The sequence below is a fragment of the Pseudomonas sp. Pse1 genome (assembly GCF_024519635.1).
Classification (GTDB): Bacteria; Pseudomonadota; Gammaproteobacteria; order Pseudomonadales; family Pseudomonadaceae; genus Aquipseudomonas.
Genome location: NZ_JALJRO010000009.1, coordinates 160668 through 184492, shown reverse-complemented (window position 1 = coordinate 184492; position 23825 = coordinate 160668). Strand labels below are relative to the sequence as shown.

Below are 23825 nucleotides of genomic sequence, written 5' to 3'. Positions count from 1 at the left end.
CTTACACCTTCGACACAAGAGGACGGCCAAGCAGGCCTTGAGGCCGAAAGACCAGAACAAGAACGAGCAGCGAGAAGCTGAACACGTCTTTGTAGTCGGAGTTGACCAGGCCGGAGAACAGCGATTCGGAGATCCCCAGGATGATTCCGCCGAGCATCGCTCCGGGCAACGAGCCGATGCCGCCCAGTACCGCGGCGGTGAAAGCCTTGATGCCGATGACGAAGCCTGCGTAGAAGTCGAAGGTGCCGTAGTTCATGGTGATCAGCACACCGGCCAACGCCGCCATGGCGGCACCGATGATGAACACGTAGGAAATCACCCGGTCGGTGTTGATGCCCAGGATCGAAGCCATCTTGCGGTCTTGTTGCGTCGCCCGGCACATGCGCCCGAGCTTGGTGTACTTGATGATGTAGGTCAGCAACGCCATACCGGCGAATGCAGCGACCAGAATGAAGATCTTGGTGTAGGTCAGTTGTACGAAACCTTCTCCGATATCCACGCGCCATGCACCGGTCAGCAGCGTCGGAACACCCTGTTGGCGAGCGCCTTGGCTGATTTGTGCATAGTTTTGCAGGATCAGGGAAATACCGATGGCACTGATCAGCGGTGCCAGGCGGGTCGAGTTACGCAGGGGTTTGTAGGCAATTCGCTCGATGACCCAGCCATACACCCCGGTGACAACAATGGTGAAGACCAGCGTGCCGAGCATCAACAGCGGGAAGGATTCAATACCGAAGTACGCCAGCAGTGCCAGACTGATTGCCGCGAGGTAAGCGGAAATCATGTAAACCTCGCCGTGGGCGAAGTTGATCATGCCAATGATGCCATAGACCATTGTGTAGCCGATGGCGATCAGGCCATAGACCGACCCGAGGGTCAGGCCGTTGACCAGTTGCTGCAGGAAAATACCATCCATAACGCAATCTCACGCAGTGAGAACCTGCACACCCTGGGTGTGCGGTTCTTCTAGGAAAAATACAGATTTACGTCGAAGCGCTGTCAGGCAGAACACCACATCCCCTTGTGGGAGCTGGCCTGCCAGCGATAGCGGATGGACATTCAACAAAAATGTCGCCTGTCAGTCCGTCATCGCGAGCAGGCTCGCTCCTACATGGAGTCGATGTCGTCTAGCCGATCGCGTTTACTTCTGTTTTTCCAACTGGTGATATTTGCCGTCCTTGTCCCACTGGTAAACCACGTAGTCGGAGACTTTCAGGTCACCCTTGGCGTCCCAGGTTTTTTCGCCCATGACAGTTTTCACCGGGTTGGCCTTGAGCCACTTGGCAGCGTCTTCGCCTTTGTTGGATTTGGCGCCATTGAAGCCGGCGGCTAGTGCCTGGACCGAGGCGTAGGCATACAGGGTGTAGCCTTCAGGCTCGGTGCCAGCCTTGCGGAACGCGTCCACCACCGCCTTGCTCTCTGGCAGCATGCGTGGGTCGGCGCCGAAGGTCATCAGCACGCCGTCGACGTATTGCGGGCCACCGGCGGTGGTCACCAGTTCGTCGGTCACGATGCCGTCGTCGGACATGAACTTGACGTCTTTCAGGCCTTCAGTACGCAGTTGCTTGACCAGCGGACCGGCTTCCGGGTGCAGGCCGCCGAAGTACACCACGTCGGCACCGGCGGCGCGGATCTTGGTGACCACGGCGCTGAAGTCTTTCTCGCCACGGGTCAGGCCTTCATACAGCACCGGCGTCACGCCGCGCTTGACCAGTTGTGCCTTGGTCGCATCTGCCAGGCCCTGGCCGTAGGTGTCCTTATCGTGCAGCACCACGACTTTCTTGCCCTTGAGCACGTCGACAATGTAGTCGCCGGCAACGATGCCTTGCTGGTCGTCACGCCCGCACATACGGAACATGGCGCTCAGGCCGCGCTCGGTAACTTGCGGGTTGGTGGAACCGGGGGTGATGGCGATGATGCCCGCTTCGTCATAGATCTCCGACGCCGGGATGGTCGAGGAGGAGCAAAAGTGACCGACTACACCGGCAACTTTCTGGTTAGTCAGGTCCTTGGCGACGGTCACCGCCTGTTTTGGCTCGCAGGCGTCATCGCCCTTGACCAGCACAATCTTCTCGCCATTGACGCCACCTGCAGCGTTCACCGCGTCGGCGGCAGCCTGTGCGCCCTTCATGTACTGCTCGCCAAATGCCGCGTTGGCACCGGTCATGGGTCCCGCAACGCCGATCTTGATGTCAGCCTGAGCAAACGCCGAAACACCCAGCGCAGTAGCGACTGCGAGGGCCAGAAAGCCTTTTTTGTAAAACGTCTGGGACATGAGGTGGTGCTCCAAGGTTTTTTAGTTGGCACTGCGACTTCACTCCATGCTTAGAGCAAGGGCCGTGCCATCGGTTTTTTATTCGTTAACAAGTCGCTGCTTTATTGTTATTTCGACTGTTTCGAGCCCATTTTCATTGGGCGTGCAACCGTCTAAAACGCAGAAGGTAAAACCACTATTTATTTTTGGCGCAACCTCCGCGTGCCACCATTGCAACCATAAGCAGAAACGACGTGCAACCGACCTGTAACAGCACGCGTCACCGAACTGCACACTGCTGGTGCGCGACTGCTACAACCCGCACCACTACAGGCTAGTCGCAACTTCGAAAACTGCCGCTGGCGCGAGCAGATTCCGCTGCTTAAATGACAATCCGCAGGCACTGGCCCGCGTGATACAGAGAAAAACCAGCCTCATACAGGCAACTGCGCACCCCTACCCCCAGCACCGGCTGCATGGGTGCAAATGGGATGGGCAACGCTTGAGGATTTCCGTTACACAGGTAGTCGGCGAAGGCTTTTCCGACCACGGTTCCGGTGGTCACGCCCCGGCCGTTGTAACCGGTGACAGCTACCAGGCCTGGTGCTGGCTCGTACAAGCGCATCAAATGATCGGGAGTAAAGGCGATACAGCCGGTCCAGGTGCACTCCCATTCCACCGGTTTCAAATACGGGAAATAGTGTTGCTGCACCCGATCGGCCCAGGCCTTGAGAAACCAGGTCGGCTTGCGATTGCCGTTGCCCAGGCTGCCGAGCAACAACCGGCCGTCCTTGTCGCGGCGAATGCTGCTGAGTACCTGGCGGGTATCCCAGGAACCCTGGCCACCCGGCAGAATCTGCTGCGCAGCGTCCTCGGTCAGCGGCGTCGAAGCCACCTGATAGTAAAAGCCGGGGAAGAAGTTACGCCGCAACTCGGTCCAGTCGCCCTCGGTGTAGGCGTTGGATGCGATCACTACTTGCTCGGCCAACACAGAACCCGCAGCGGTTTGCACTGACCAGCGCTGGCCCTGCCGCTCAAGGCGGGTGACCGGTGAATGATCGAACAACCGACCGCCCAGATCGCTTGCGGCCTTGGCCAGACCACTGGTGTAGGCCATCGGATTGAGCGTGCCGGCACGCCGATCGAGCAAGGCTGCGGCAATTTTTTTGGTCCCGGTCGCCTGCTCGCAAGCTGCCCCAGTCAACAACTCCACGGGAGCACCGCGGCGCTTCCATTGCTCCTCGCGGCTGCGCAGATCAGCTTCGCCACGCGCGTTGTGCGCCATGTGCAGCGTGCCTTCACGGCGCAACTGGCAGTCGATTTTATACTTGTCGATCAGGCTGAACACCAGCGACGGTGCAGCGCCGAGCATGCGGTTGAGCTGGCTGCCAATGGCCTCACCAAAGCCTTCTTCGATTTCATCCGGCGGGATCCACATGCCGGCGTTGACCAGCCCGACATTGCGTCCCGACCCACCCTGACCACAGCGCTGGGCCTCCAATACACAGACCGTCTTGCCCTGCTCAAGCAAATGCACCGCTGCCGACAAACCGGTGAAACCGGCGCCGATCACGCAGACATCTGCTGTTATCTCACCCTTGAGCGCCGCTCGGTCAGGCCGCTGCGGCGTCAGTTTTTCCCATAAGCACTCTTCGCGTAACGGCATTGCCAGACTCCAGCAGAAACCCAACAAATACACCTGTCAAATGTAGGAGCGAGCTTGCTCGCGATGACGTCGGCACAGCCTCTGACGCTATCGCGAGCAAGCTCGCTCCTACAGGGGGAGCATTAATCAGTCGAACGTAATGCCCTGGGCCAGCGGCAGTTCCAGCGAATAGTTGACCGTGTTGGTCTGGCGGCGCATGTAACCGCGCCAGGCGTCGGAACCGGACTCGCGACCACCGCCGGTTTCTTTTTCGCCACCAAAGGCACCGCCGATTTCCGCGCCGCTCGGGCCGATGTTGACGTTAGCAATCCCGCAGTCACTGCCGACCGCCGACATGAACTGCTCGGCTTCACGCACATCGGTGGTGAAGATGCACGACGACAGGCCTTGTGGCACGGCGTTGTTCAGGCGCAGTGCTTCGGCGAAGTCGCTGTAGCCGACCACGTACAGGATTGGGGCGAAGGTTTCGCTGCAGACCACATCGCTCTGCTCCGGCATTTCGACGATCGCCGGCGAGACGTAATAGGCATTGGGGAACTGGTCTTCGAGTTGGCGCTTGCCACCGAACACCCGGCCGCCTTCGCTCAAGGCCTGCTCCAGGGCGTCCTGCATGTTGTCGAAACTGTGCTTGTCGACCAGCGGACCGATCAGGTTGCCCTCCAGCGGATGACCGATGCGCACTTTGGAATACGCGGCCTTGAGGCGGGTGACAATCTCTTCCTTGACCGACTCGTGGGCGATCAACCGGCGCAAGGTGGTGCAGCGCTGGCCAGCGGTGCCGACCGCACTGAACAGGATGGCGCGAACGGCCATGTCCAGATCGGCACTTGGGCCGAGGATCATCGCGTTGTTGCCGCCCAGCTCAAGGATGCTGCGGGCGAAGCGTGCGGCGATTTTCGGTGCCACTTCGCGGCCCATGCGGGTGCTGCCAGTAGCGCTGACCAGGGCCACACGAGGATCATCCACCAGCGCTTCGCCGGCATCGCGGCCACCAATGATCACCTGGCTCAGGTGCGGTGGTGCATCGCTGAAGTTTTTCAGCACGCGGTCAAACAGCGCCTGGCAGGCCAGGGCGGTGAGCGGGGTCTTTTCCGAAGGTTTCCAGATCACCGGGTTACCGCAGACCAGCGCCAGCGTGGTGTTCCAGGCCCAGACCGCGACCGGGAAGTTGAACGCGCTGATGACCCCGACGACGCCCAGCGGATGCCAGGTTTCGCGCATGTGGTGGCCAGGGCGCTCGGAGGCGATGGTCAGGCCGTAGAGTTGACGCGACAGGCCAACGGCGAAGTCGCAGATGTCGATCATTTCCTGCACTTCACCCAGGCCTTCCTGAGTAATCTTGCCCGCCTCCCACGACACCAACTCACCGAGGTCGGACTTGTATTCACGGAGGATCTCGCCCAATTGGCGGACCAACTCACCACGGCGCGGCGCCGGTACCTTGCGCCATAGTTCGAAGGCATGATCGGCGCGGCTGATGTGCTGCTCGACCTGCGCGGCGCCTTCCCAGTTCACGGCGCCGATCTGGCTGCCATCGATGGGCGAATGCACCGCCACTTTGCCGTTCTGGTACAGGGCCGGGTTCACTCCCAAACGATCAAGCAATGCGGCAACCATGGGTCACTCCTCAAGCAAAAGACAGAAAGTGTGCAGCCGCAATCACACGGCTGATCAGGACTCTAGTTGTAGCGCTACGAAGACGTGGCAACAAACGACCATTAAGCGAGATATCATTCCGTTTATTCATGCAAAGCGCCGCGACAAGAACAAGGGACTCCCCATGCTGAATAAACGCCATTTGCCCTCGATCACTGCCCTGCAGTGCTTCGAAGCGGTCACCCGCCACTTGAGCTTCACCCGTGCGGCAGAAGAGTTGAACCTGACGCAAAGCGCCGTGAGCAAACAAGTGGCCCAGCTCGAGGAGTTGCTGCAGCATCTGCTGTTTCGCCGGGTACGTCGACGCCTGCAGATGACCCCGGCCGGAGATTTGTACCTGGTCGAAGTCCGAAAAATCCTCACCCAGGTCGAGATGTCGACGCATTACCTGCGCTCCTACGGCGGCGAGACTGAAGTCCTGCGGGTCTCTACGCCATCCACTTTCGGCGCACGTTGGCTGGTGCCTCGCCTCAAGGGCTGGCGCCTGCGCCATCCGCAGATTCACCTCGACCTGCGCAATGAACAGGAAGCCGACGATCTGCTGCAAGGCCACAGTGACCTCGCATTTTTCTTCGGCCAGGGCTCACGGCCGGGCACCGAGTGCCTGAAATTGTTCGGCGAAGAGCTGGTTCCGGTGTGCGCGCCGGGCAGCCTGCCTGCCACCCCGTTTACCGATCCGACCCAGCTCAGTGAACTGGTCCTGCTGCAAAACGCCTCGCGCCCCCAGGCCTGGCACGACTGGTTCGCCAGCCAGGGCTTTCAGACCGAGCACAGCTACCACGGCCCGCGTTTTGAGACCTTTTACATGTGCATCCGCGCCGCCCAGGTCGGTTGCGGCGTCGCCCTGCTGCCACGCTTTCTGGTGGAGGAAGAGTTGGCCGACGGCAAGCTGGTGATTCCGTGGCAGCATGCAATGCCCAGCAGCGATGCCTATTACCTGGCCTACCCGGAGCATTCGGCGGAAGTCCCCAAGGTGCGCGACTTCGTCAAGTGGATGCTGGAGCAGGTCGAGACGCCCCACTGAAAAAACACTGGCCTTGGGCCTCGTGGATATGCGCCACTGGGCCCATTCCCTGAATCACGGCATAGGCTGCGGCCAGCCTGGAGATCCCCGTTATGAGCGAGAGTGTGTTTGCCGATCGCATCGTGCAGAACCTGCTCGACACCGACTTCTACAAGCTGACGATGATGCAGGCGGTGCTGCACAACTACCCCAACGTCGAGGTTGAATGGGAGTTTCGCTGCCGTAACAGCGAGGACCTGCGCCCTTATCTGGCGGAAATCCGCGTTCAGATCGAACGCCTCGCCGAGTTGAGCCTCAGCGCCGACCAATTGGGCTTTCTCGAGCGCATCAGCTTTATGAAGCCGGACTTCCTGCGGTTTCTCGGGCTGTTTCGCTTCAACCTGCGCTACATCCATACCGGCATCGAAAATGGCGAGCTGTTTATCCGCCTGCGCGGCCCGTGGCTGCACGTGATTCTGTTCGAAGTACCGTTGCTGGCGATTGTTAGCGAAGTGCGCAATCGCTACCGCTACCGCGAAGTGGTGCTGGAGCAGGCGCGCGAGCAGCTGTACCGCAAATTCGACTGGTTGACCGCCAATGCCAGCAGCGAGGAACTATGCGAATTGCAGGTGGCTGATTTCGGCACGCGGCGCAGGTTTTCCTACCGCGTGCAGGAGGAAGTGGTGACTGTGCTCAAGCACGATTTCCCCGGTCGTTTTGTCGGCACCAGCAATGTGCACCTGTCCCGCGAGCTGGACATGAAACCCCTGGGCACCATGGCCCACGAATGGATCATGGCCCACCAGCAACTCGGTCCACGCCTGATCGACAGTCAGAGCGCCGCCCTCGATTGCTGGGTCCGCGAGTACCGGGGCTTGCTCGGCATCGCCCTGACCGACTGCATCACCACTGACGCCTTCCTCAACGATTTCGATCTGTACTTCGCCAAGCTGTTCGACGGTTTGCGCCATGACTCCGGCGACCCGATTGCCTGGGCTGAAAAAGCTATCGCCCACTACCACAAGCTGGGCATCGAGCCGATGAGCAAGACCTTGGTATTCTCCGACAGCCTGACGCTGCCTCGATCGCTGGAGATCTTCCGGGCGCTGCGCGGTCGGATCAATGTCAGTTTCGGCATCGGCACCAACCTGACTTGCGACATTCCCGGTGTCGAGCCCATGAGCATCGTGCTTAAAATGGCTGCCTGCAATGGCCAGCCCGTTGCCAAGATCAGCGATGAACCGGGCAAGACCCACTGCAAGGACCCGAATTTCGTCGCCTATTTGCGACACGTGTTTCAAGTACCTGCCGCCCCATCCGCACATTCAAGCAAGGAGTAATTCATGCAAGCCGTACAGCGTGAGATTGCTGAGCAGCTCAAGGTTCAACCGCCATTCGCCGACCAGGCTGCCCTGGAAGCGGAAATCGTCCGGCGAGTCGGTTTCATTCAGGATTGCCTGGTCAACTCCGGGCTCAAGACGCTGGTACTGGGGATCAGCGGCGGCGTCGACTCGCTGACCGCCGGCCTGCTGGCCCAGCGTGCCATGCGCGAGCTGCGTGAGCGCACGGGTGACATGTCCTACAAGTTCATTGCCGTTCGCCTGCCGTATCAGACCCAATTCGACGAACACGAAGCCCAGGCTTGCGTGGACTTCATCACCCCCGACGAGCGCCACACCGTCAACATTGGCCCGGCCGTCAAGGCCCTGGCCAGTGAAGTCGCGGCCTTTGAAGGCAAGCCGGCGGCGGCGGTGGACTTCGTCCTGGGCAATACCAAGGCACGGATGCGCATGGTCGCTCAGTACACCATCGCCGGCGCCGCCCAGGGCCTGGTGATCGGCACCGACCACGCGGCCGAGGCGGTGATGGGTTTCTTCACCAAGTTCGGTGACGGTGCCTGCGATCTCGCCCCCCTGAGTGGCTTGGTGAAGAACCAGGTACGGGCCATCGCCCGACACTTCGGCGCCCCCGAGTCGCTGGTGGAAAAAGTACCCACCGCCGACCTCGAGGACCTGTCCCCGGGCAAACCGGATGAAGCGTCCCATGGCGTGACCTACGGCGAAATCGACGCCTTCCTGCACGGCGAGCCGGTCCGCGAAGAAGCGTTCCGGATCATCTGCGACACCTATCGCAAGACCCAGCACAAACGCGTGATGCCGTTTGCGCCTTGAGGCGTGAGTGAATGAAAAAGCCCGCTGAAGTGTTGAGCTTCAGCGGGCTTTTCTTTGGCCAAAACATGCGTCGATGCGAATGGCCCCTTCTCGCGCAAGGCCGCTCCCACAGATTGTGTGATCACCGAAAATTCCTGTGAGAGCTGGGTTGCCAGCGAAGAGCGATGACGCGGTGTGCCTGATTACTTCAGGGTCACGGTGCCTTTCATCATCGAGATGTGGCCAGGGAACGAGCAGAAGAAGCCGTATTTTTCATTGGCATCGAGCTTGGAAACGTCGAATGTCACCGAGTCTTTTTCGCCAGCACCGATGATTTTGGTGTGGGCGATGATGCGCGCGTCGCCGTCTTTCAGGTAGTTCTTGTCGATGCCGGCGGCCAGACCGTCAGTGGCGATCGGCTGCATGTCCGCTTCTTTGCTCAGTACCCAGTTATGGCCCATGACGTTCTTGGGCAGGCTGCCAGAGTGGGTCAGCTCGACGGTGAAGGTTTTGCAGCTCTTGTCGATTTCAATGGCCTTGCTGTTGAAGGACATTTGGTCGGTGGAGTCGACGGTGACCTTGCATTCCGCAGCCATCAATTGGCTGCTGGCCAGCGTCAGCAGGGATACCGCAACAAGTTTGGCAAACATGGTGAATCTCCAAGGCAGGGTTAAAAAAATCCGTATGGTGTAGAGACTGCCTGAAAATTCCAGAAGTTCATATGACCTGAATCAAGAATTGTATACAACTTTCGGGCTATGGGACCCATCGACACAATCTACCAGCCAGACACCTCGCGCCAGCTTAAGATCAGCCCATCGACCCAAGCCTGGAGTACCCATCATGTTCATCAACAGCCTGTTATGCAGCCTGCTCGCGGCCTACGCCTGTGGTGCCAGCGGCACCTGCGAAGAACCCCGGCGCGCGGATTAATCCTTGGAGCACCCGGCGCCAACCATTACTCTGCGCTCGTCCCTGATCACGGAGTAAGGCATGTCTCTAACATCTGTTTGTGTGTTTTGCGGCGCCAGCACTGGCTCCAACCCGGCCTACCGCGAAGCCGCCATCGCCCTCGGTAAAGAGCTGGCCCGACGCCAATTGACCCTGGTCTATGGCGGTGGCGCCGTCGGCCTGATGGGCATTGTCGCCGACGCCGCGCTGGCGGCAGGCGGTGAAGTGATCGGGATTATTCCCGAAAGCCTGAAAAGCAAGGAAATCGGGCACAAGGGCCTGACTCGCCTGGAAGTGGTCGACGGCATGCATGCGCGCAAGGCTCGGATGGCCGAACTCAGCGACGCCTTCATCGCCCTGCCCGGCGGCCTGGGGACATTCGAGGAACTGTTCGAAGTCTGGACCTGGGGCCAGCTCGGCTACCACGGTAAGCCGCTGGGCTTGCTGGAAGTGAATGGTTTCTACAGCAAACTCACCGCTTTTCTTGATCATGTCGTCGGCGAAGGCTTCGTTCGCAGCCATCACCGTGACATGCTGCAAACCAGCGAATCGCCGCAAGATCTGCTGGATGCGCTGGATACCTGGCAGCCCGTCGTCACGCCAAAATGGGACGGACAAAAACCCAACTAACCCTTGTCCCCTGTTTAAAGGCAGAATACGCGCCGCCCAACCTCACCTTCGACCCCAGAGGATCGCCCATGGCCAAACCTAATTACTCCTTCGCCAAACGTCAGAGAGACTTGGCCAAGGAGCAGAAGAAAGAGGAAAAGCTGCAACGCAAGAAAGCGGCTGCCGAAACAGACGCACTGAACCCCGGCACCGACAGTGAAGTGGTTGCAGATGACACGGTAGAGGCACCGAAAGACCTGGCCCCCGAGGCCTGAATCGCGATCTTTTGTAGAAGTGGGTAAGCCCCCGCTTCTACAAAGGCATCACCGTCACCCTCACCTCCGGATCGTGGCTGCCACCGCCCAGGATCACCCCGCGCAATGGCGAGACATCGGAAAAGTCCCGGCCCCAGGCCAGGGTAATGTGCTCCAGCGCAGGCTGCACATTGTTGGTCGGATCGAAATCCACCCAGCCCAACTCCGGGCAGAACACTGAAACCCAGGCATGGGAAGCATCGGCACCGATCAGCCGCGGCTGGCCCGGTGGCGGCTGCGTCAATAGGTAACCGCTGACATAACGCGCCGCCAATCCCCGCGAACGCACGCAGGCCAGCATCAAGTGGGCAAAATCCTGGCAGACCCCACGTCGCCGCTCCAACACCTCCACCAAGGGTGTCGCAACCTGTGTGGCTTCGGCGTCGAAGGTAAACTCGCTGAAGATCTTCTCCATCAACGCCTGGACGCCCAGCATCAACGGCCTTCCCGGAGGAAAGCAACTGTGGGAAAACTCGACAAAGCTACTCTTGAGGTGCACATAGGGCGACTCGAAGCGGTAACGACAGGCCTGCAGCAGGTCCTCAGTGACAGCCCGGCCGCTGTAGGTCAAGGCGCTGCGAGTCGCCTCCCAGGCCGGTGATCGTTGGAAATCCACTGTCGGACGGTCCAATACCTCGACACTCAAGCGGGCATTGACCTGCAACTCATCGTGCGGTCGCTCAAACGCCAGGCGCGTCAGCGGATTACCGAATACATCAAGCTCGTCTCGGCGAGTCGTCGGGTCCGGGCTAATCAGCAACTGTTGTTCGGTACAGCGTTGCCAGGCGCAGGCGCGTGGCCACAAATGGGCGAGCTGCTGAGCCAGGGATACCGGACTGTCGTAGTGGTAGTGGGTGTCATGAAGAATCTGATAACGGGCACTCATTACACGGACACCGTACGTTGGCTGATATCGTCGACATGGGCGAAATGGCGCAGTGCCAGGCGATCCGAGACCTGATTACTGACGTCGGCGATTTCCTGCAGCAAGTCCGCTAGCCCGTTGAGCGCCGAACGCACGCTGCTGTCGCCAAACAGGGCGTTCTCCAGGCAACCCAGGTCAACGCTGGCCAGGCGCTCGACCAGTATCGGCAACGCCAGCTCGCGAGGCGCGGCGAAATCATCGTTCAGCCGCTTAAGGCTGCGGCTTACCAGCTTCAGTTGAAAGAGCACCGCATGAGGGTTCTGCTCATCGAGCAGCAACAAGTCGAGCACCGGGATCAGTTGTGCCACCGCCAGATAGCGCGAGCGGTAGGTGATACTGCTGTTCCCCAGCTCAAGCAGCCACTCCAACCCGGCCTGTTCAAAGGCGCCAGCGCCGCGCAGGAAGCCCGCCAGGCTGCTGCTCAGGAACTGCAGGCGCTCGATCCGCCGGCCAATCATCAGGAATCGCCAGCCTTCGTCGCGGGTCATGTCATCCAGGGCAAAACCCGAAAGGGCCGCCAGCGACATCACCAGGCGATTGAGGAAGTCCAGCAGTTCACCGAAATCAGGGGCCTCGGTTTCCAGCTCCAGGGCTTCGCGCTGCAGCTCAACCAACGCCTGCCAGTTTTCCCGCGACAGCTTGCCCCGTACCTGGGACGCCGCCCATTGCAGGCGTTGCAGGTTAGCGCGCAGGCTAAATGACCAATCCTCCCCCAGCAGCGCGGCGAGCAGGCGCTCGGGCAGTTCACCCTCATCGGGCAACAGCAACAGGCTTTCACCCAACTCGACAGCCGCCTGCAAGGTGCGCGGATCATCGCCATCGACATAACGACTGAGCATGATGCGTAGCAGCCGAGCGCTGTCATCACAGCGCTCGCAGTAACGACCAAACCAGAACAGGTTCTCCACTACGCGCGAGGGCAGGTAGGGATCGCGGCGTATCAGGTCGTGGACGCCCAGGGTTCGTTGCGCCTTCCACTGCTCGCCAACCGGCGCCCGTTGGCCCAACACCCAGGTGTCCTTGCTGGCACCGCCACGCTGCATCGACACCACTTCGGCATCGGCCTCTCCGGCAACCCGGGTCAGGCCTCCCGGCAACACCCGATAGCCATCATCATCGGCCACCGCATACATCCGCATGCCGATGGCGCGTGGCTGCAGTTGACCAGTCTCGGCCTGCCAGACCGGCGCTTGGGACAATTGTGCGAGTTCTTGCGCGACATAAGCGTATGGCCTCGCCCGTATGCGCTCAGCCAGCTCTTCACGCTGTTTTTCACTCAAGTCACGGCCAAAAACCGGCGAAAAGCTTTGCGACGGAAACGCTGGTTTGATCAGCAGCTCCGGCAACTTTTCCAGCGCTTGCGCCAGCACGGGAGGCTCGCCGCACCACCAGGTGGCAATCGACGGCAGGATCAACGCCTCACCAAACAGGAACTCATTGATCTTCGGCAGGAATCCCAGCAGCCCCGGTGACTCGAGCACTCCGCTGCCCAAGGCATTGGCCACCAGCACCCGCCCTCGACGTGCCGCCTCCAGCAAACCCGGCACACCCAGAGCCGAGTCGGTCCGCAGTTCCAGCGGATCGCAGAAGTCATCATCGAGCCGGCGCATGATTGCGTGGACCCGGCGCAGGCCGCTGAGGGTCTTGAGATAGACCGTGGCATCACGCACCGTCAAGTCGCCGCCTTCGACCAGCGGATAACCCAGTTGCCGCGCCAGGTACAGGTGTTCGAAATAACTTTCATTGAAGCGCCCGGGGGTCAACAGCACCACCAGCGGTACCTCGTCGTCGCAGGATGCCTGGCGGGCCAGGGTTTCCTGCAGGGTGCGAAAAAAACCGGCCAGGTGTTGAACGTGCATATCGCGGTACAACTCTGGAAAGGCGCGCGAGACGATGGTGCGGTTTTCCAGGGCGTAGCCGGCGCCGGAGGGCGCTTGGGTGCGGTCGGCGGTGACCCACCAGCGGCCATCGGGTGTGCGGGCCAGATCGACTGCATAGAGGTGCAAAAATATGCCGTCTGGTGCCTGGATGCCCTGGCAGGGCCAAAGGAAATTGTTGTGACCGAACACCAGCTCAGCCGGTAGCAGCCCTTCGGCGATCAAACGTTGCGGGCCATACAGGTCGGCCAGCACGGCATTCAGCAGGCGCGCCCGCTGGGCAATCCCGGCCGACAGCTGTTGCCACTCATCGGCGGCGATGACATGAGGTAGCAGGTCCAGCTCCCAGGGCCGGTCAGCGCCCTTGGGATCGGCATAGACGTTATAGGTGACGCCGTTTTCCTGGATCTGCCGGGCCAGCAGTGTCTGTCGCTGCCGCAGCTGTCCGGGCGTGCTGCGCTGCAAGTGATCAAACAGCCGCCGCCAATGCGCGCGCACGCCGCCCTTGTCATCGAGCAGTTCATGGTAGGTGCCCGCCGTGAGCGGGTAACGGTCTAACAGGTCGGACATGGAAAGCTCGGCAGAGACAAGGAAATATCACAGTAACGCAGACCTGTGACGCCGAGGTGCGCGGCGTCGCGGATGCTTCAGAAACGTCGTAAATCGAGGGTCAAGGGGAACTCGTCATCGATCACCGGCGACACGACAGACAAGGTCCCAGGGCTATGCCCGAACCGGAAAAACCGTGCCATGCGTCGACTCTCCGCCTCATTGGCGTTCACCGGCAAGCTGTCGTAATTGCGTCCACCCGGATGGGCGACGTGATACTGGCAACCGCCCAGCGAACGCTGCATCCAAGTATCGACCAGATCAAACACCAAGGGCGCATGCACCGGGATGGTCGGCTGCAGGCAATTAGCCGGCTGCCAGGCGCGGAACCGCACACCAGCGACGAACTCGCCGACGCGCCCGGTCGGTTGCAGCGGCACAGGAATACCGTTGCACGTCAGGCTGTAACGCTGCGGCGCAAGCCCGGTGAGCTTGACCTGCAGGCGCTCGAGCGACGAATCGACGTAACGTACCGTGCCGCCTGCCGCCCCCTCCTCGCCCAGCACATGCCACGGCTCCAGCGCCTGACGCACTTGCAGTTCAATGCCGTTGACCGCGTAGTCTCCGACCTTGGGAAAGCGAAACTCCAGATGCGCCGCGAACCAATCAGTGCGCAGCCCATAACCTGCCGCGTTGAGCTCGGCGATGACGTCGGCGAAATCCTGCTCGATAAAGTGCGGCAACAGGAAGCGATCATGCAGTTGCGTGCCCCAGCGTGCCAACTTGGCGGGCGTATACGGTTCGCGCCAGAACCGTGCCACCAGCGCCCGCAGCAACAGTTGCTGAGCCAGGCTCATGCGGGCATGGGGTGGCATCTCAAAAGCGCGCAGCTCCAGCAGGCCGAGGCGGCCGGTGACACCGTCCGGCGAATACAGCTTGTCGATGCAGAACTCGGCCCGATGGGTATTGCCCGTGACATCTATCAGCAAATTGCGCAGCAAGCGATCCACCAGCCACGGCGCGCACTCGACGCCAGGTCCCGGCATCTGCGCGAAGGCGATTTCCAGTTCGTACAACGCGTCATTGCGCGCTTCGTCCACCCGCGGCGCCTGGGAAGTCGGGCCGATGAACAGTCCGGAAAACAGGTAGGACAGCGATGGATGGTTATGCCAGTAGCTGATCAGGCTACGTAACAGATCGGGGCGGCGTAAAAAGGGTGAATCCGCCGGAGTCGCGCCGCCCAGGACGAAATGGTTACCACCGCCGGTGCCGGTATGCCGGCCATCGATCATGAATTTCTCGGTGCTCAGGCGCGTCTGCCGTGCCTCTTCGTAGAGGAATTCGGTGCGTTCCACCAACTCATCCCAACTGGCGGACGGCTGCACGTTGACCTCGATGACGCCCGGGTCCGGGGTTACCCGGAAATTGCTCAACCGTGGATCGCTCGGCGGTTCATACCCTTCAAGCAAAACCGGGCACTGCAACTCCTCGGCAGTCGCCTCAATGACACTGACCAGCTCCAGGTAGTCCTCGACCCGCTGCAGCGGCGGCATGAACAGGTACAGGCGCCCTTCCCGGGCTTCGGCACAGAGCGCAGTGCGCGTCAGCCAGTCGGCGGATTCGTCAAAGGCCGGGGCACGCTCCTCGGCCGTTACAGCGGGCTGCTGATCGCGCAGTTGTTCGCTGCCTGGCAACGCCGGCAAGTCCTGATTGGGATCGACGGGATGAATAAACGGGTAATCGGCCGCTTTCACCCAAGGCTGTGACCCCAGCGGCAAGCGATAACCCAGGGGCGAATCGCCGGGGACCAAACGACAATGCTCATCACGCAGGTACCAGCGTCCGCTCTGCCATTGATCGCCCTTGGCAGTGCGAGCCAGCGGCAACACCTGACCGATTACCTTGTCCAGGCCCTGGCTGAAGACCTTGCGCAAGCGAGCACGCTCCAGCGGCTCTTCCAGCCGGGAGTCTTCAGCGCTGACGTTCTGCGCCAGGGCACCTTCGCGCCAGAGGTAATAGAGACTGTCCTCGTAGGCAGGGAACACAAAGCGCGCAGGCAGTTTCAGGCGCTCGGCCACACTCGCCAGGAAACGCCCAGCCAGGGTGCTGTCGGCGGCGTAATCCTGCTGCTCATCGGCGATCAACGCCGGCTCATGCCAGATCGGCACACCGTCCCGCCGCCAATAGCAATTCAACGACCAGCGCGGCAACTGTTCACCGGGGTACCACTTGCCCTGGCCAAAGTGCACCAGGCCCTGGGGCGCGTAACGCTGGCGCAAGCGCTGGAACAACTCGGCAGACAAGCGACGCTTATCAGGCCCGAGGGCGGCGGTGTTCCATTCGGCGCCATCCGGGTCATCGATGGAGACAAAGGTCGGCTCGCCCCCCATGGTCAAGCGCACATCGCCGGCTTGCAGGTCAGCGTCGATCTGCCGCCCCAAATCTTGAATCGCCTGCCACTGTTCGTCGGTGTAGGGCTGGGTCACCCGAGGGGCTTCCCAGATTCGCTCAACCGACATCTCATGAGTGAATTCGCACTCGCAGGGTTCGACCAAGCCACTGATAGGTGCCGCGGAGGAAGGATCGGGACTACAGGCCAGCGGAATATGCCCTTCACCCGCAAATAGCCCGGAGGTGGCGTCCAGGCCGACCCAACCGGCGCCCGGCAGATAGACCTCGCACCAGGCATGCAGGTCGGTGAAATCGACTTCAGTGCCCGACGGGCCGTCGAGGCTTTTGACGTCGGCGGTCAGTTGAATCAGGTAACCGGACACGAAGCGCGCCGCCAGACCGAGATTGCGCAGCAATTGCACCAGCAGCCAGGCCGAGTCGCGGCACGAGCCGGACGCATGTTCCAGGGTGTATTCCGGGGTCTGCACGCCAGGTTCCAGGCGAATCAGGTAATTGATGTCCTCGCTCAGGCGCTGGTTGAGCGCCACCAGGAAATCCACGGCCGGCAGCGGGGTACGATCAATCCCGTCAAGGTAGGCCTTCAGCTGGGGCGTCAAGGGCAGCGTTTCGAGGTAGGGCGCCAGCTCCTTGCGCTCGTCAGCGGCATAGGTGAAGGGAATTTGCTCGGCATAGGGTTCGAGGAAAAAGTCGAACGGATTGAACACCGCCATCTCGGCCAGCAAATCGACCTCGATACGCAGCTCTGTGGTTTTTTCCGGGAATACCAGACGCGCCAGGTAGTTGCCTTGGGGGTCCTGTTGCCAATTGATGAAATGCTGCTCGGGCAACACTTTCAGCGCGTAAGAAAGAATCCGCGTCCGGCTGTGGGCAGCCGGACGCAGGCGAACGATCTGCGGACCGAGTTCGACTGCGCGGTCGTAGCGGTAGTGCGTGACGTGATGCAAAGCGACATGAATCGACACGGCGTGCCTCCTGCGAGCCTTGGGCGTGACGCAAAGCGCGCAAGACTTATGCCATATGGCGCGTGCGACGCTTTACCCTGATCCTGAGGGAAGTACAGCACCAAAACCGGGCGACCGCCCAGTGGCAGGTGCAGGATTGCACGTAAATGTGGCGAGTGTCTGAACGAGCCTTCCCAGCACCTTGTGGGAGCCCGGGCTGCGCTCCGCTACTTAAGATGGGGCCGGTCGCTTCACTGCATTTCCTGGAGGGATAAATGCAAAACGCCAACCCTGAGGTTGGCGTTTTGTTTAGCGTGGCACCACCGGCTTGCGGGCCGGCTTCGGTCCCTTGCCCTTGGCGGCGTCCTTGCGCTCCTTGGCCGCTTGCTGGTTGCGGGCGAACGCCGCAGCCTTGGCCTGTTCACGCTTGTCCCACGGATTGCCACCATCGCTGGCGCGCGGTGGCAACCCGGTATGTTGGGTCAGGACCTTGGTGGTCTTCTCACCCGACACTTTGTGGCTACCTGCCGGCGTTGAGTTCTTGCGACGAGCGCTCTGGTAGCTGTCGGTGGACGGCTGGTGCAGCGGGATCAACTGATTCTTGCCCGGCCCGATCAAGTCAGCACGACCCATGCGGGTCAATGCTTCACGCAGCATCGGCCAGCCTTTAGGGTCGTGATAGCGCAAGAACGCCTTGTGCAGGCGGCGCTGCTCCTCGCTCTTGACGATGGTCACGCCGTCGCTCTTGTAGGTGACCTTGCGCAGCGGATTCTTGCCCGAGTGATACATCGCGGTGGCGGTGGCCATTGGCGAAGGGTAGAACGCCTGCACCTGGTCGGCACGGAAGCCGTTGCCCTTGAGCCACAGCGCCAGGTTCATCATGTCTTCGTCGGTGGTCCCCGGGTGGGCGGCGATGAAGTACGGAATCAGGTACTGCTCCTTGCCTGCTTCCTTGGTGTACTTCTCGAACATCCGCTTGAACCGGTCGTAGGTGCCGATCCCCGGTTTCATCATCTGGTTGAGCGGACCTTCCTCGGTGTGTTCCGGGGCGATCTTCAGGTAACCGCCGACGTGGTGGGTCACCAGCTCCTTGACGTACTCCGGCGACTCGACCGCGAGGTCGTAGCGCAGGCCGGAGGCGATCAGGATCTTCTTCACACCCGGCAAGGCACGGGCGCTGCGATACAGTTGGATCAGCGACGAGTGGTCGGTGTTCAGGTTCGGGCAGATGCCCGGGAACACACACGATGGCTTGCGGCACGCGGATTCGATTTCCGGGGTCTTGCAGGCAATGCGGTACATGTTCGCGGTCGGCCCGCCAAGGTCGGAAATCACCCCGGTAAAACCCGGCACCTTGTCGCGAATCTCTTCGATCTCGCGAATGATCGACTCTTCGGAACGGTTCTGGATGATCCGGCCTTCGTGCTCGGTGATCGAGCAGAAGGTACAGCCACCGAAGCAGCCGCGCATGATGTTCACCGAGAAGCGGATCATGTCGTAGGCCGGGATCTTCTCCTTGCCGTACGCCGGGTGCGGGACACGGGCGTAGGGCATGCCGAACACATAGTCCATTTCTTCGGTGGTCATCGGAATCGGCGGCGGGTTGAACCAGACGTCGACTTCGCCGTGCTTCTGCACCAATGCGCGGGCGTTGCCCGGGTTGGTTTCCAGGTGCAGCACGCGGTTGGCGTGAGCATAAAGCACTGCGTCGTTACGGACTTTTTCCACCGACGGCAGGCGAATCACGGTCTTGTCGCGGGTCATCTTCGGGCTGGCCAGGATCTGCACGACCTTGGCTTCCTGAGGATCCTCAACGGGCCCCTTCTCCTGCTCGATGGCGCAGGCCTGGGTGTCCTGGGTGTTGACGTACGGGTTGATGATCTTGTCGATCTTGCCCGGACGGTCGATGCGCGTCGAGTCGACTTCGTACCAGTCTTTTGGCGTGTCGCGACGAATGAACGCGGTGCCGCGCACATCGGTGATGTCTTCGATCTTGTGCCCGTAGGACAGGCGCTGAGCCACTTCGACAATCGCCCGCTCGGCGTTGCCGTACAGCAGGATGTCAGCGCTGGCATCGATCAGGATCGAGTTACGCACCCGATCCTGCCAGTAGTCGTAGTGGGCAATGCGGCGCAGGGAAGCTTCAATGCCGCCAAGGACGATCGGCACATGCTTGTAGGCTTCCTTGCAGCGCTGGCTATACACCAGGCTCGCGCGATCCGGACGCTTGCCGGCCATGCCGCCAGGGGTATAGGCGTCGTCGGAACGAATTTTCTTGTCGGCGGTGTAGCGGTTGATCATCGAATCCATGTTGCCGGCCGCGACGCCGAAGAACAGGTTCGGCTCGCCGAGCTTCATGAAGTCGTCTTTTGACTGCCAGTTTGGCTGGGCAATGATCCCGACGCGGAAGCCCTGGGACTCCAGCAGCCGGCCGATGATGGCCATGCCGAACGATGGATGGTCGACGTAGGCATCACCGGTGACGATGATGATGTCGCATGAATCCCAGCCAAGCTGATCCATCTCCTCCCTGCTCATCGGCAGGAATGGCGCTGGACCGAAGCATTCGGCCCAGTACTTGGGATAGTCAAATAACGGCTTGGCTGTTTGCATGACGGTGACCGGTGTTGAGGTGAAAAATCGCGGGCGCGGAATATAGCACAAATTTTGACCAATTCCGACGGTGACGGTCGGAAATTACGGCGAACTCATCGCGGCGATCCGACTTGCCCACGAGGGGGCCCTTTCAGGCACTAGACAACTTATTCATCGTCATCAAAGTTATAGCTACCCGGCGCCAGGTTCTCAAAGCGCGTGTATTTGCCGATGAACGCCAACCGAACAAAGCCGATCGGGCCGTTCCGCTGCTTGCCGATGATGATTTCAGCAATGCCTTTGTGCTCGGTTTCCGGGTGATACACCTCGTCCCGGTACACGAACATGATCACGTCGGCGTCCTGCTCAATGGCTCCGGATTCACGCAAGTCGGAGTTGATCGGGCGCTTGTTCGGACGCTGCTCCAGGGAACGGTTGAGCTGCGACAGCGCCACCACCGGGCAGTTGAACTCTTTGGCCAGGGCTTTCAGGGATCGGGATATCTCGGAAATCTCGTTAGTCCGGTTATCGCCACCGGAGCCTGGGATCTGCATCAACTGCAGGTAGTCGATCATGATCAGACCGATCTCACCGTGCTCACGCGCCAGACGACGGGTTCGGGCGCGCATTTCCGAGGGGCTGATGCCGGCAGTATCGTCGATGAACAACTTGCGATCATTCAGCAGGTTGACCGCCGAGGTCAGGCGCGGCCAATCGTCGTCTTCCAGCTGGCCGGAACGGACCTTGGTCTGGTCGATACGCCCCAGGGAGGAGAGCATACGCATGATCAGCGATTCGCCTGGCATCTCCAGCGAGTAAACCAGAACAGCCTTATCGCTGCGCAACACGGCGTTTTCTACCAGGTTCATCGCAAAGGTGGTTTTACCCATCGATGGACGACCGGCGACGATGATCAAGTCTGCGGGCTGCAAGCCGCTGGTCTTCTCGTCGAGGTCGGTGTAACCGGTGGACAGGCCAGTAATCGCGTTGTCGGTGTTAAACAGGGTGTCGATGCGATCGATGGCTTTGGTCAACAGGTCGTTGACACCCACCGGGCCGCCGGTTTTCGGCCGGGCCTCGGCGATCTGGAAGATCTGCCGTTCAGCTTCATCGAGGATTTCTTCGGCCGTACGCCCTTCCGGGTTGAAGGCGCTGTCGGCGATCTCGTTGCTGATACCGATCAATTGGCGCAAGGTCGCACGTTGGCGAACGATCGCGGCGTAGGCCTTGATGTTGGCAACCGATGGCGTGTTTTTTGCCAGCTCGCCCAGGTAACCCAGGCCGCCGACTTGCGAGGTCTGCCCTTCCTTGTCCAATTGCTCGGCCAGGGTCACGACGTCGATCGGCATGTTCTGATCGGCCAGCTTGGCGATCGCACGGAAAATCAGGCGGTGGTCATGACGATAGAAATCACCGTCCGATACCTGATCGAGCACGCGTTCCCAGGCGTTGTTGTCCAGCATCAGACCACCGAGTACAGCCTGTTCGGCCTCGATGGAATGTGGCGGCACTTTCAGCGCGGCGGTTTGCAGATCGTATTGCTCAGGAGCGGAGATATCGTTCATGGCCACTTGGAATCAGATTGAGAAAATCAGGAACTGCAGAAAAACAAAGGGCACGACCTGAAAACAGGATCGTGCCCGATGTTACCGACAAGCACCCGAGGGTGCCAGCCGACAAGTACTGCTTAAGCTGCTACCACGACAACGCGTACGGTGGCTTCAACTTCAGCGTGCAGGTGCACAGCTACGTCGAATTCACCTACGTTGCGGATGGTGCCGTTCGGCAGACGAACTTCGCTTTTCGCAACTTCAACGCCAGAGGCGGTCAGTGCGTCAGCGATGTCGTGAGTACCGATCGAACCGAACAGCTTGCCTTCGTCACCAGCGGTGGCAGTGATAGTCACTTCCAGCTCGGCCAGTTGGGCAGCGCGGCTTTCAGCCGATGCTTTCTTGTCTGCTGCAGCTTTCTCCAGCTCAGCGCGACGCTCTTCGAACGCAGCCAGGTTGGCAGCGGTCGCAGCGGTAGCTTTGCCGTAAGGCAGCAGGTAGTTACGGCCGTAACCAGCCTTAACGTTCACTTTGTCGCCCAGGTTGCCCAGGTTGGCGACTTTTTCCAGAAGGATCAGTTGCATGTGGAAATCCTCTTAACTTTTAACCTTCACCGTTCGCGCTATCGACGTCTTTCGGCGTCAAACGACCGCGAAAATCAATCAGGCTGTCGACAATGGCCAGGACCACCAGCAACGGATAGATCAGCTGCATAAACAGCAACAGCGTTACGTACAACCCCACCAGCCAAAACTTGGCCAGTCGCTTTTCAGCCACCAGCCCATGAATCAGGGCCAGCCCGGCGAACACCAGCGGTACGCTGCACAACGGCGTCAGCATGGCCATCTGGGTACCGAAGTTCGGCCCCAGAAGCATGCACGCCAGCAGCAACATCGCTGGCCCCAGCGGGATTCGAATGGCGCGAAACTCGCGACCAAAACCACCGGGGTTGTACAACAACGCCTGCCAGTAGCGCCCGACAATCAGGCTCAGCACACTGACGATTTGCAGCAAGGCCGCTATCAGGCCGGTCAGGACCGGAGCAATCAGGGCGGCGAGACGCGCTCGCTCCTCTTCCGACAATTGTTGGTAGAGGTCACCAAGGGCCAGCGGCAGAATCTTTACCAGTTCCTGCGCCAGCATCTCGATGTGAGGGCGGTAAACCGCACCCAGCACCACTGAAAACACCACTCCCATCGCTACGCTGACCAGCAGCGTGCGGTTCCAGGACTCGCTTGCGCGCAAAACCAACGCAAGGCCCGACGATCCCAGCAGCACCATGAGCGCCCGTGGATCATCGGAATACAGCCACCAAATCAATGCTGGCAGCATTCCCAGAGCAAGAACGCCAGCGGCGTCCTTCAATCCGCGCCGCAGGAGCACCAGGCTCCCGGCGGCAGCACCCAACCAATACAACAACGGCAATGCTGCACATCCAGCCACTACCAGAGTGGCCTGCATACGGCCGCGCATGATGAACTCAGCTATGGCACGCATGCATTCAATCCTTTGCTACGTATCGACTGCCCGGTCTCAGCGGCCGTGGCTGTCGGTGTAGGCCAGCAGGGCCAGGAAGCGGGCGCGCTTGATAGCGGTGGCCAGCTGACGCTGATAACGAGCTTTGGTACCGGTGATGCGGCTTGGAACGATTTTGCCGGTCTCGGATACGTAGGCTTTCAGAGTGTTGAGATCTTTGTAATCGATCTCTTTCACGTCTTCAGCGGTGAAGCGGCAGAATTTACGACGACGGAAGAAACGTGCCATTTGATAGGCTCCTTAAAAGGTCCGTGGATTACTCGTCAGCGTTATCGCTGTTGTCGCTGTCATCACTATCAGCGCTTTCAGCGCCTTCGTGCTCAGGACGGTCGCGACGCTCACGGCGCTCACTGCGGTTTTCTTCAGCCTTGAGCATCTCGGATTGGCCGGTAACGGCTTCTTCGCGACGGATGACCAGGTTACGGATCACTGCATCGTTGTAGCGGAAGTTGTCTTCCAGCTCGGCCAGGGCCTTGCCAGTGCACTCAACGTTCAGCATCACGTAGTGAGCCTTGTGAACATTGTTGATTGCGTAGGCCAGTTGGCGACGGCCCCAATCTTCCAGACGGTGGATTTTGCCGCCGTCTTCTTCGATCAGCTTGGTGTAACGCTCAACCATGCCGCCGACTTGCTCGCTTTGATCCGGGTGGACCAAAAAGATGATTTCGTAATGACGCATGAATGCTCCTTACGGGTTGTAGCCTGCCGCTCAAAAGCGGTCAGACAAGGAGTGAATGACACTTATGGACTTGCCGGCGATGGACACATGCGTGCCTGCCGTCACAGCAAGGGGCGCAATTGTAGAGAAGGGGCGGGAGAGGTGCAAGGTAATTGGTG

The 23825-nt window shown here is 60.3% G+C and carries 19 protein-coding genes; 5 read left to right on the top strand and 14 right to left on the bottom strand.

Annotated features, from left to right (window positions below; translation table 11 throughout):
• Position 1 precedes the first annotated feature (1 nt).
• From NR126_RS15710 to NR126_RS15695, 4 genes are all read right to left on the bottom strand, one after another.
• Entirely contained in the window at positions 2–916 is a 915-nt protein-coding gene (locus tag NR126_RS15710; protein ID WP_027617557.1) for a branched-chain amino acid ABC transporter permease, read from the bottom strand.
• Positions 917–1141: 225 nt separating this feature from the next.
• On the bottom strand, positions 1142–2275 hold the full coding sequence (locus tag NR126_RS15705) for an ABC transporter substrate-binding protein (protein ID WP_027617556.1): 1134 nt from the start codon (positions 2273–2275) through the stop codon (positions 1142–1144).
• A gap of 361 nt (positions 2276–2636) precedes the next feature.
• The gene (locus NR126_RS15700; RefSeq protein WP_027617555.1) at positions 2637–3920 is read right to left on the bottom strand and encodes an FAD-binding oxidoreductase; all 1284 of its coding nucleotides are present in this window, start codon (positions 3918–3920) and stop codon (positions 2637–2639) included.
• 126 nt (positions 3921–4046) lie between these two features.
• The gene (locus NR126_RS15695; RefSeq protein WP_105753996.1) at positions 4047–5537 is read right to left on the bottom strand and encodes an aldehyde dehydrogenase family protein; all 1491 of its coding nucleotides are present in this window, start codon (positions 5535–5537) and stop codon (positions 4047–4049) included.
• Positions 5538–5700: 163 nt separating this feature from the next.
• On the opposite strand from NR126_RS15695, the gene NR126_RS15690 reads away from it, so the two are divergent.
• The 3 genes from NR126_RS15690 to nadE all read left to right on the top strand — a co-directional run bounded on the left by NR126_RS15690 (position 5701) and on the right by nadE (position 8750).
• Positions 5701–6600, top strand: a complete 900-nt coding sequence (locus NR126_RS15690; RefSeq protein WP_105753997.1) for a LysR family transcriptional regulator — start codon at positions 5701–5703, stop codon at positions 6598–6600.
• Positions 6601–6692: 92 nt separating this feature from the next.
• Positions 6693–7919, top strand: coding sequence for a nicotinate phosphoribosyltransferase (pncB, locus tag NR126_RS15685; RefSeq protein WP_027617552.1), 1227 nt, complete (start codon positions 6693–6695; stop codon positions 7917–7919).
• 3 nt (positions 7920–7922) lie between these two features.
• The gene (nadE, locus tag NR126_RS15680) at positions 7923–8750 is read left to right on the top strand and encodes an ammonia-dependent NAD(+) synthetase (protein WP_105753999.1); all 828 of its coding nucleotides are present in this window, start codon (positions 7923–7925) and stop codon (positions 8748–8750) included.
• A 182-nt stretch (positions 8751–8932) separates the two neighbouring features.
• Here nadE and azu read toward each other — a convergent pair whose 3' ends face one another.
• Entirely contained in the window at positions 8933–9379 is a 447-nt protein-coding gene (azu, locus tag NR126_RS15675) for an azurin (RefSeq protein ID WP_027617550.1), read from the bottom strand.
• A 343-nt stretch (positions 9380–9722) separates the two neighbouring features.
• On the opposite strand from azu, the gene NR126_RS15670 reads away from it, so the two are divergent.
• Both NR126_RS15670 and NR126_RS15665 read left to right on the top strand, forming a co-directional pair.
• Positions 9723–10310, top strand: coding sequence for a TIGR00730 family Rossman fold protein (locus NR126_RS15670; RefSeq protein ID WP_256830583.1), 588 nt, complete (start codon positions 9723–9725; stop codon positions 10308–10310).
• 68 nt (positions 10311–10378) lie between these two features.
• On the top strand, positions 10379–10564 hold the full coding sequence (locus tag NR126_RS15665) for a hypothetical protein (protein WP_256830582.1): 186 nt from the start codon (positions 10379–10381) through the stop codon (positions 10562–10564).
• A gap of 37 nt (positions 10565–10601) precedes the next feature.
• Here the strand turns inward: NR126_RS15665 and NR126_RS15660 are convergent, their stop codons facing one another.
• From NR126_RS15660 to rpsF, 9 genes are all read right to left on the bottom strand, one after another.
• Complete coding sequence (locus NR126_RS15660; RefSeq protein WP_105754001.1) at positions 10602–11489, bottom strand: transglutaminase family protein; 888 nt, start codon at positions 11487–11489, stop codon at positions 10602–10604.
• Positions 11489–13975 carry a circularly permuted type 2 ATP-grasp protein gene (locus NR126_RS15655; RefSeq protein ID WP_027617546.1) on the bottom strand — a complete coding sequence of 829 codons (2487 nt, stop codon included), beginning with the start codon at positions 13973–13975 and terminating at the stop codon, positions 11489–11491. The genes NR126_RS15660 and NR126_RS15655 overlap by 1 nt, the downstream gene beginning before the upstream one ends.
• A 77-nt stretch (positions 13976–14052) precedes the next feature.
• Positions 14053–17328, bottom strand: a complete 3276-nt coding sequence (locus tag NR126_RS15650) for a transglutaminase family protein (protein ID WP_256830581.1) — start codon at positions 17326–17328, stop codon at positions 14053–14055.
• 288 nt (positions 17329–17616) lie between these two features.
• Positions 17617–19920 (bottom strand): YgiQ family radical SAM protein, encoded by a 2304-nt coding sequence (locus tag NR126_RS15645; protein WP_027617544.1) that lies wholly within the window; start codon positions 19918–19920, stop codon positions 17617–17619.
• Positions 19921–20069: 149 nt separating this feature from the next.
• A complete protein-coding gene (gene dnaB / locus NR126_RS15640) occupies positions 20070–21467 on the bottom strand; it encodes a replicative DNA helicase (protein WP_027617543.1) in 1398 nt (465 codons plus the stop codon).
• Between the two features lie 122 nt (positions 21468–21589).
• Positions 21590–22036: a 50S ribosomal protein L9 gene (rplI, locus tag NR126_RS15635; RefSeq protein ID WP_027617542.1), complete on the bottom strand. Its 447-nt coding sequence runs from the start codon at positions 22034–22036 to the stop codon at positions 21590–21592.
• 19 nt (positions 22037–22055) lie between these two features.
• Entirely contained in the window at positions 22056–22949 is an 894-nt protein-coding gene (locus tag NR126_RS15630) for a hypothetical protein (protein ID WP_027617541.1), read from the bottom strand.
• 36 nt (positions 22950–22985) lie between these two features.
• The gene (rpsR, locus tag NR126_RS15625) at positions 22986–23216 is read right to left on the bottom strand and encodes a 30S ribosomal protein S18 (protein ID WP_002551829.1); all 231 of its coding nucleotides are present in this window, start codon (positions 23214–23216) and stop codon (positions 22986–22988) included.
• Positions 23217–23244: 28 nt separating this feature from the next.
• Positions 23245–23667 (bottom strand): 30S ribosomal protein S6, encoded by a 423-nt coding sequence (gene rpsF / locus NR126_RS15620; protein WP_003217491.1) that lies wholly within the window; start codon positions 23665–23667, stop codon positions 23245–23247.
• Positions 23668–23825 lie beyond the last annotated feature (158 nt).

What these genes read in the sequence shown, in the direction of transcription:
- NR126_RS15660 (WP_105754001.1), bottom strand. Translation starts at nt 11,489, where the DNA reads ATGAGTGCCCGTTATCAGATTCTTCATGACACCCACTACCACTACGAC.
- NR126_RS15695 (WP_105753996.1), bottom strand. Translation starts at nt 5,537, where the DNA reads ATGGTTGCCGCATTGCTTGATCGTTTGGGAGTGAACCCGGCCCTGTAC.
- NR126_RS15645 (WP_027617544.1), bottom strand. Translation starts at nt 19,920, where the DNA reads ATGCAAACAGCCAAGCCGTTATTTGACTATCCCAAGTACTGGGCCGAA.
- NR126_RS15655 (WP_027617546.1), bottom strand. Translation starts at nt 13,975, where the DNA reads ATGTCCGACCTGTTAGACCGTTACCCGCTCACGGCGGGCACCTACCAT.
- rplI (WP_027617542.1), bottom strand. Translation starts at nt 22,036, where the DNA reads ATGCAACTGATCCTTCTGGAAAAAGTCGCCAACCTGGGCAACCTGGGC.
- NR126_RS15630 (WP_027617541.1), bottom strand. Translation starts at nt 22,949, where the DNA reads ATGCGTGCCATAGCTGAGTTCATCATGCGCGGCCGTATGCAGGCCACT.
- dnaB (WP_027617543.1), bottom strand. Translation starts at nt 21,467, where the DNA reads ATGAACGATATCTCCGCTCCTGAGCAATACGATCTGCAAACCGCCGCG.
- rpsR (WP_002551829.1), bottom strand. Translation starts at nt 23,216, where the DNA reads ATGGCACGTTTCTTCCGTCGTCGTAAATTCTGCCGCTTCACCGCTGAA.
- NR126_RS15705 (WP_027617556.1), bottom strand. Translation starts at nt 2,275, where the DNA reads ATGTCCCAGACGTTTTACAAAAAAGGCTTTCTGGCCCTCGCAGTCGCT.
- pncB (WP_027617552.1), top strand. Translation starts at nt 6,693, where the DNA reads ATGAGCGAGAGTGTGTTTGCCGATCGCATCGTGCAGAACCTGCTCGAC.
- rpsF (WP_003217491.1), bottom strand. Translation starts at nt 23,667, where the DNA reads ATGCGTCATTACGAAATCATCTTTTTGGTCCACCCGGATCAAAGCGAG.
- NR126_RS15665 (WP_256830582.1), top strand. Translation starts at nt 10,379, where the DNA reads ATGGCCAAACCTAATTACTCCTTCGCCAAACGTCAGAGAGACTTGGCC.
- nadE (WP_105753999.1), top strand. Translation starts at nt 7,923, where the DNA reads ATGCAAGCCGTACAGCGTGAGATTGCTGAGCAGCTCAAGGTTCAACCG.
- NR126_RS15700 (WP_027617555.1), bottom strand. Translation starts at nt 3,920, where the DNA reads ATGCCGTTACGCGAAGAGTGCTTATGGGAAAAACTGACGCCGCAGCGG.
- NR126_RS15690 (WP_105753997.1), top strand. Translation starts at nt 5,701, where the DNA reads ATGCTGAATAAACGCCATTTGCCCTCGATCACTGCCCTGCAGTGCTTC.
- azu (WP_027617550.1), bottom strand. Translation starts at nt 9,379, where the DNA reads ATGTTTGCCAAACTTGTTGCGGTATCCCTGCTGACGCTGGCCAGCAGC.
- NR126_RS15710 (WP_027617557.1), bottom strand. Translation starts at nt 916, where the DNA reads ATGGATGGTATTTTCCTGCAGCAACTGGTCAACGGCCTGACCCTCGGG.
- NR126_RS15670 (WP_256830583.1), top strand. Translation starts at nt 9,723, where the DNA reads ATGTCTCTAACATCTGTTTGTGTGTTTTGCGGCGCCAGCACTGGCTCC.